Raw genomic sequence first — 6783 nt, 5'->3', positions numbered from 1 at the left:
TTCATAGTTTGGTGATGATGGCAGAGAGGTCACACCCGTTCCCATACCGAACACGGAAGTTAAGCTCTCTAGCGCCGATGGTAGTTGGGACCTTGTCCCTGTGAGAGTAGGGCGTCGCCAAGCAACTAAAAACACAAGTCATTTGACTTGTGTTTTTTTGTATTGTTAAAAAGAACGGGAAAGAAGTAAGGGTGATACAAACACGTTGCCCAAGAGTTAATCATATTATATAAGAGATGGGTGTATATTTTTCTGTAAATTGTTAAGGATTAGAAGTATAAAATAGGTTCACTAAAATAGGGAGGGAAGGCTATGAAATTACAAAGTGAAGTTTGTATTGTTTGTGAGACAAAAAGAAAAGAAGGTATATATGTTTATAATAATTTAATATGCTATGAATGTGAAAAGGATATGGTGAATACAGAGACAGATGATCCGAAATATATACATTATTTAAAGCAGCTTCGAAAATTAGAAGTATCATATTTTTAAATAGGCATATGCCTATTATTTTTTTTGTTCTGTATAATAGATAGAGAATGAATAATAAGGAAGAGATGTAGATGAATCAAAATCGTATGCCTTTATATGAGGCGTTAATAGAGTTTAAAGAAAGAGGGCCGTTATCCTTTCATGTTCCAGGTCATAAGAATGGTTTAAACTTCCCTCAGGAGGCAATAAGAGAGTTTAAAGATATTCTATCTATTGATGTAACTGAGTTAGCAGGACTAGATGATTTGCATAGTCCGTTTGAATGTATAGATGAGGCACAACAATTATTGGCTGAAGTTTATAATACAAAGAGGAGCTATTTTTTAATTAATGGTTCAACAGTCGGGAACTTAGCAATGATTTTGTCTTGTTGTGGGGAACATGATATTGTTCTTGTACAAAGAAATTGCCATAAATCAATTATTAATGCTTTAAAACTTGCGGGAGCAAATCCCATTTTTTTAGATCCATGGATTGATGAAGCTTATAACGTACCGGTGGGAGTTCGTAACGAAATTATTAAGAAAGCAATTGAAAAGTATCCAAATGCGAAAGCACTCATTTTAACGCATCCTAATTATTATGGTATGGGTATGGATCTAGAGGCAAGCATCGCTTTTGCACATGCATATAAAATCCCTGTTTTGGTAGATGAGGCACATGGGGCACATCTGTGCTTGGGAGAACCATTCCCAAAGTCAGCATTAACATATGGTGCAGATATTGTAGTTCATTCTGCACATAAAACATTACCCGCAATGACAATGGGTTCCTATTTACATATAAATAGTCACTTAGTAGACGAAGAGAAGGTTACTACTTATTTAAGTATGCTACAATCTAGTAGTCCATCGTATCCAATTATGGCTTCCTTGGATATAGCACGCTTTACAATGGCGCGTATAAAAGAAGAAGGTCACAGTGAAATTGTTGAGTTTTTACGAAGATTTAAGGAACAATTACGTTCTATTCCCCAAATCGCCATTTTAGAATATCCGTTGCAAGATGAGTTAAAGGTCACCGTACAAACTCGTTGTCAGTTATCAGGGTACGAATTACAGTCTGTATTTGAAAAGGTCGGTATATATACAGAGATGGCTGATCCGTACAATGTCCTATTTATTTTACCCTTACAAGTAAATGAGGGATATATGAAGGTTATAGAGATGATCCGAGTAGCATTGCAACATTATGAGGTGAAAGACAAGAGGGAATCTATTCGTTATACTTATAAAGGTGAATTCTCTCTTTTACCGTATACGTATAAACAACTAGACGGATATGAAACAAAGATAGTATCTATAGAAGAGGCTGTTGGAATGATAGCGGCGGAAATGGTGATTCCGTATCCACCTGGAATTCCATTGATTATGTATGGAGAGAGAATTACTTCAGAGCATAAAGAGCAAATTATGTATTTAGAGAGAGCAGGAGCTCGTTTTCAAGGTAATACGAAATATATGAAAGTGTATGATATAGAAAGTAGGTTTTAGGATGAAGGGATTATTTGTAACAATTGAGGGCCCAGAAGGTTCAGGTAAAACAACGTTAATTAAAAGCTTATTGCCATATTTTGAAAAAAAAGCACAAAAGGTAATGGCGACAAGGGAACCAGGCGGTATTGCAATTTCTGAGGACATTAGGACGATTTTACATAAACAAGAATATACGATGATGGAAGCACGTACAGAAGCGCTTCTTTATGCTGCTGCGCGCAGACAACATTTAGTAGAAAAAGTTATGCCAGCACTTAATGAGAACTACCTCGTGTTATGTGATCGTTTTATAGATAGCTCTTTAGCATACCAAGGCTATGCAAGAGGATTGGGTATGGATAAGGTATTTGAAATAAATCGTTTCGCAACAGAGGACTGTATGCCTAGTTTAACAATTTATCTAGACATTGAGCCTGAGGTTGGTTTGGCTCGGATTGAAAAAGATGCAGGACGTGAAGTAAATCGACTAGATATGGAAGATATCTCTTTCCATAAACGTGTGCGCGAAGGGTATTTACAAGTTGTAGAACGTTTCTCGGATCGTATTGTATTGGTAAATGCTGATCAGCCGATGGAAAAACTTATAGAAGAAGTTGTTCAGATTATAGAAGATAAATTGTTATAATAGAAGGAAAGAATGAAATAAGTGAGGTATGCATTATGACGAAGACGTGGGAGCAGCTTTCTGCTATACAACCCATCGGTGTAAAAATGTTGATGAATAGCATTGCAAAAGAGCGTATATCCCACGCTTACTTGTTAGAGGGAGGGAAAGGGACAGGAAAGTTTGCGACAGCAATTCAAATGGCAAAGAGTTTCCTCTGTTCTGAGCGGAATGGGGTAGAGCCCTGCCATGTATGTACAAACTGTAAGCGAATTGATTCAGGTAACCACCCTAACTTACATATTGTAAAACCAGACGGATTATCTATTAAAAAGCAGCAAATTCATGATTTACAAGAAGAGTTTTCAAAAACAGGATTAGAGGCAAATAAAAAATTATATATTATTGAGCACGCAGATCGTATGACAGCAAATGCGGCAAATACACTTTTGAAATTTTTAGAAGAACCAAGTAGTGATACAACTGCTATTTTACTTACTGAACAAAGTCATCAAATTTTAAATACGATTTTATCTCGTTGCCAAGTTGTTACGTTTAGACCGTTACCTACGGAATCTTTAATTAGAAGATTACAGGATGAAGGGATTACAGCATCTTTATCGACACTTGCTGCTCAACTTACAAATAGTTTTGATGAAGCTTTAGCTTTATGTAGTGATGAATGGTTTGCACAAGCACGAGCTTTAGTGATAAAATTATGTGAAGCGCTCGAAAAAGATAAAACCTCTATTTTTTTTGTACAAGAAAAATGGGGAAAACACTTTGGAGAGAAAGAACAATTACAGCAAGGTTTAGATATGTTACTCCTTATTTATAAGGATTTATTATATGTTCAACTTGGAGAAGAAGATCGTCTTGTTTTTCATGATCAGAAAGAGATGTTTGAATCGTTTTCCTATGCTCAGAAGCGCATTGTATCAGCTCTCTTTAATATATTAGAGGCAAAAAATAGAATCAACGCTAATGTAAATGCGCAGCTTGTGTTCGAACAGTTAGTGTTGCGGTTGCAGGAGGGATGACCGTTTTGTATGATGTAGTAGGTGTTCGCTTTAAGAAGGCCGGAAAGGTATATTACTTTGATCCAAACCAGTTCGATATCTCTGAAAATGAGTTTGTCATTGTAGAAACGGTAAGAGGTATTGAATACGGAAAAGTAGTTATTACCAAAAAACAAGTTGATGAAAACGACGTTGTATTACCGCTAAAAAAGGTTATTCGTATTGCAAATGAAAATGATCGTACCATTGTTGAAGAGAACAAACATGCTGCCAAAGAAGCATATCAAGTCTGTCAACAAAAGGTAGTAGAGCATAATCTTGATATGAAACTTGTAGATGTAGAGTATACATTCGATCGTAATAAGATTATTTTCTATTTTACTGCGGATGGTCGGATCGATTTCCGCGAACTAGTGAAGGACTTAGCCGCAATTTTTAGAACAAGAATTGAACTAAGACAAATTGGTGTTCGTGATGAAGCGAAGATGCTAGGTGGTATTGGTCCATGTGGTCGTATGCTTTGTTGTTCTACTTTTTTAGGGGATTTTGAACCTGTATCCATTAAAATGGCAAAGGATCAAAATTTATCATTAAATCCTGCAAAAATCTCTGGTTTATGTGGTCGCTTAATGTGTTGCTTAAAATATGAGAATGATGAATATGAGGCAGCAAAGGAACAACTTCCTGATTTAGATCAACGTATACAAACCCCGCATGGTACTGGCCGTGTTATCGGATTAAATATTTTAGAAAGATTAATTCAAGTGGAACTAGTAGACAAGGAACGGATAGTAGAATATACGTTAGATGAGTTAGTGAATAAAGGGGTCGTTTCGAGTCAAACCACAGATTAATGAGGTGGGTGCTTGTGGAGAAAAAAGATATTTTTGAATCGGTTTCTAGTATGGAAGAGCAAATTGGACATTTATATAAACAGTTGGGAGAGTTAAAACAGCATCTTGCAGAGTTGTTGGAAGAAAACCAGCATATAAAAATGGAAAATAACAATTTGCGACACCGTTTTGAAGAAGTGCAGAATAAAGAAAAGCAAAAAACTCAAAAACGTAAAGAAGTGAAGCCGAAAACAGATATTGGTGAAGGCTATGACAATTTAGCGAGACTGTATCAAGAAGGTTTTCATATTTGCAATCTACATTATGGAAGTGTACGTAAAGAGGGAGATTGTTTATTCTGTCTGTCATTCTTAAATAAAAAGTGAAATTACCTTTCCAATTATAATTGGAAAGGTAATTTTTTATACATGAAATAGAGTAGGTTAAGGGTAAGAAAAGGAGCAGTATATGAATTTATATGAAGATGAACGTTTAGATTACTTATTAGCACAAGACATGAAGATTATACAAAGCCCATCAGTATTTAATTTTTCTTTAGATGCCGTTTTACTTGCAGATTTTGCATGGGTACCAATTCAAAAGGGGAATTTACTTGATTTGTGTACAGGTAACGCGGTTGTTCCCCTTCTATTAAGTACAAGAACAAAAGGAAATATTACTGGGGTGGAAATTCAAGAACGCTTATATGATATGGGAGTAAGAAGTGTTCAATACAATGGGTTGGAGGAAAGAATTCACCTCATACATGGAGATTTGAAAGATATGCCAGAGAAACTTGGGCGTCATCAATATGATGTTGTTACATGTAATCCACCATATTTTCAAACACCTCAAACTTCAGAGAAAAATATGAATGAACATTTAGCGATAGCTCGTCATGAAATTATGTGTACATTAGAAGATGTTGTATCTGTAAGTAGTCAGTTAGTAAAACAAGGTGGGAAAGTAGCGTTTGTACATCGTCCAGGGCGATTACTAGACATTGTCACATTAATGCGTAAATATAAAATTGAACCAAAGCGTGTGCAATTTGTTTATCCTAAGGTTGGAAAAGAAGCAAATACATTGTTAATTGAAGGAATTAAGGATGGAAATGCAGATTTGAAAATTTTACCGCCTCTCGTTGTATATGAGAACAATAACGAATATACAAAGGAGCTACGTTCGATTTTATATGGAGAAGAATAAGCACTTTTTTTATGTGGTAGAGTGCTCTGATGGAAGTTATTATGCTGGATATACAAACCATATAGAAAAGAGAATTCAGACTCATAATAGCGGCAAAGGGGCTAAGTATACACGCGTCAGGCTTCCTGTTGTTTTAAAATATGTAGAGACCCACGATGATAAGCGTACAGCTATGCAAGCGGAGTATTACTTTAAGCAATTAACGAGAAAACAAAAAGAGGCATATATGCAAAAAGGAGAACGCTATGTGGCAACAAAAAAGCTTTCAACAAAATGAAAAGGGAGTTTTATATTTAGTACCAACTCCTATTGGAAATCTAGAAGATATGACATTTCGTGCAATCCGAATTTTAAAAGAAGTTGATTTAATTGCTGCTGAAGATACGAGACAAACGAAAAAACTTTGTAATTATTTTGAAATTGAAACACCTGTTACGAGTTATCATGAGCACAATAAAGAAGTAAGTGGGAAGAAACTATTAGAGAAATTAGAGGATGGAAAGAATGTAGCACTTGTTAGCGACGCTGGTATGCCGTGTATTTCTGATCCAGGTTACGATATTGTTGTTGAGGCAGTAGCTGAGCAATATCATGTAATTCCGCTTCCTGGAGCAAATGCAGCCCTTACAGCATTAATTGCATCCGGTCTTGAAACAAAGCAGTTTTATTTCTATGGTTTCTTGCAGAGAAACAAAAAGGAACGGAAGATGGAGTTAGAAAAGCTTCGGTATGTACAAACTACAATGATGTTTTATGAAGCACCTCATCGTTTAGATGATACTTTAATTTCGATGCAGGAAGTGTTGGGAAATAGAGAGATTGTATTATGTCGAGAGTTAACGAAAAAATTTGAGGAATTTATTCGAGGAACAATCGAAGAAGCAATTGAGTGGACGAAGCAAAATGAAGTACGTGGTGAGTTTTGTATTTTAGTAGCTGGTTCAACAGAAGAACCTGCTCCAGAAGAACAATGGTGGGAATCTCTTTCGGTATATGATCATATTGAATATTATATAAATGAAAAAAGTATGAATTCAAAAGAAGCGATTAAAACAGTCGCTAAAGATCGAGATTTGTCGAAAAGAGATGTATATCAAATCTATCATGTCGATAAAAAATAAGCTTCTCAT

General features: G+C 35.6%; 9 protein-coding genes and 1 rRNA gene. All 10 read left to right on the top strand.

Features of this window, described 5'->3' with window-relative positions; translation table 11 throughout:
* Positions 1-7 precede the first annotated feature (7 nt).
* The 10 genes from rrf (at position 8) to rsmI (ending at position 6774) form a co-directional block, all read left to right on the top strand.
* Positions 8-123, top strand: a 5S ribosomal RNA gene (rrf, locus tag ACS2CR_RS22820).
* Between the two features lie 189 nt (positions 124-312).
* On the top strand, positions 313-492 hold the full coding sequence (locus ACS2CR_RS22815; RefSeq protein ID WP_000776279.1) for a sigma factor G inhibitor Gin: 180 nt from the start codon (positions 313-315) through the stop codon (positions 490-492).
* 71 nt (positions 493-563) lie between these two features.
* Positions 564-1985 carry an aminotransferase class I/II-fold pyridoxal phosphate-dependent enzyme gene (locus ACS2CR_RS22810; protein ID WP_053513331.1) on the top strand — a complete coding sequence of 474 codons (1422 nt, stop codon included), beginning with the start codon at positions 564-566 and terminating at the stop codon, positions 1983-1985.
* A 1-nt stretch (position 1986) separates the two neighbouring features.
* On the top strand, positions 1987-2613 hold the full coding sequence (gene tmk, locus ACS2CR_RS22805) for a dTMP kinase (RefSeq protein WP_000677214.1): 627 nt from the start codon (positions 1987-1989) through the stop codon (positions 2611-2613).
* A 35-nt stretch (positions 2614-2648) separates the two neighbouring features.
* Positions 2649-3632: a DNA polymerase III subunit delta' gene (gene holB, locus ACS2CR_RS22800; protein WP_000169563.1), complete on the top strand. Its 984-nt coding sequence runs from the start codon at positions 2649-2651 to the stop codon at positions 3630-3632.
* 5 nt (positions 3633-3637) lie between these two features.
* The gene (locus tag ACS2CR_RS22795) at positions 3638-4465 is read left to right on the top strand and encodes a PSP1 domain-containing protein (protein WP_000272429.1); all 828 of its coding nucleotides are present in this window, start codon (positions 3638-3640) and stop codon (positions 4463-4465) included.
* Between the two features lie 14 nt (positions 4466-4479).
* Positions 4480-4830 carry a DNA replication initiation control protein YabA gene (yabA, locus tag ACS2CR_RS22790; protein WP_000412063.1) on the top strand — a complete coding sequence of 117 codons (351 nt, stop codon included), beginning with the start codon at positions 4480-4482 and terminating at the stop codon, positions 4828-4830.
* Between the two features lie 82 nt (positions 4831-4912).
* Positions 4913-5653, top strand: a complete 741-nt coding sequence (locus ACS2CR_RS22785) for a tRNA1(Val) (adenine(37)-N6)-methyltransferase (protein WP_001055367.1) — start codon at positions 4913-4915, stop codon at positions 5651-5653.
* Positions 5640-5930 carry a GIY-YIG nuclease family protein gene (locus tag ACS2CR_RS22780; protein WP_000414350.1) on the top strand — a complete coding sequence of 97 codons (291 nt, stop codon included), beginning with the start codon at positions 5640-5642 and terminating at the stop codon, positions 5928-5930. The genes ACS2CR_RS22785 and ACS2CR_RS22780 overlap by 14 nt, the downstream gene beginning before the upstream one ends.
* Positions 5899-6774, top strand: coding sequence for a 16S rRNA (cytidine(1402)-2'-O)-methyltransferase (gene rsmI / locus ACS2CR_RS22775; protein WP_000267821.1), 876 nt, complete (start codon positions 5899-5901; stop codon positions 6772-6774). The genes ACS2CR_RS22780 and rsmI overlap by 32 nt, the downstream gene beginning before the upstream one ends.
* Positions 6775-6783 lie beyond the last annotated feature (9 nt).

Origin of the sequence: Bacillus cereus group sp. BceL291 (assembly GCF_051776705.1) — a bacterium.
GTDB lineage: Bacteria > Bacillota > Bacilli > Bacillales > Bacillaceae_G > Bacillus_A > Bacillus_A cereus.
Note: the sequence above shows the minus strand (reverse complement) of the source record. Positions and strands in the feature narration are given on the sequence as shown.

Bases quoted from the DNA above. Each gene is read 5' to 3' on its own strand.
- ACS2CR_RS22815 (WP_000776279.1), top strand. From the start codon at position 313: ATGAAATTACAAAGTGAAGTTTGTATTGTTTGTGAGACAAAAAGAAAA.
- ACS2CR_RS22810 (WP_053513331.1), top strand. From the start codon at position 564: ATGAATCAAAATCGTATGCCTTTATATGAGGCGTTAATAGAGTTTAAA.
- tmk (WP_000677214.1), top strand. From the start codon at position 1,987: ATGAAGGGATTATTTGTAACAATTGAGGGCCCAGAAGGTTCAGGTAAA.
- holB (WP_000169563.1), top strand. From the start codon at position 2,649: ATGACGAAGACGTGGGAGCAGCTTTCTGCTATACAACCCATCGGTGTA.
- ACS2CR_RS22785 (WP_001055367.1), top strand. From the start codon at position 4,913: ATGAATTTATATGAAGATGAACGTTTAGATTACTTATTAGCACAAGAC.
- ACS2CR_RS22780 (WP_000414350.1), top strand. From the start codon at position 5,640: ATGGAGAAGAATAAGCACTTTTTTTATGTGGTAGAGTGCTCTGATGGA.
- rsmI (WP_000267821.1), top strand. From the start codon at position 5,899: ATGTGGCAACAAAAAAGCTTTCAACAAAATGAAAAGGGAGTTTTATAT.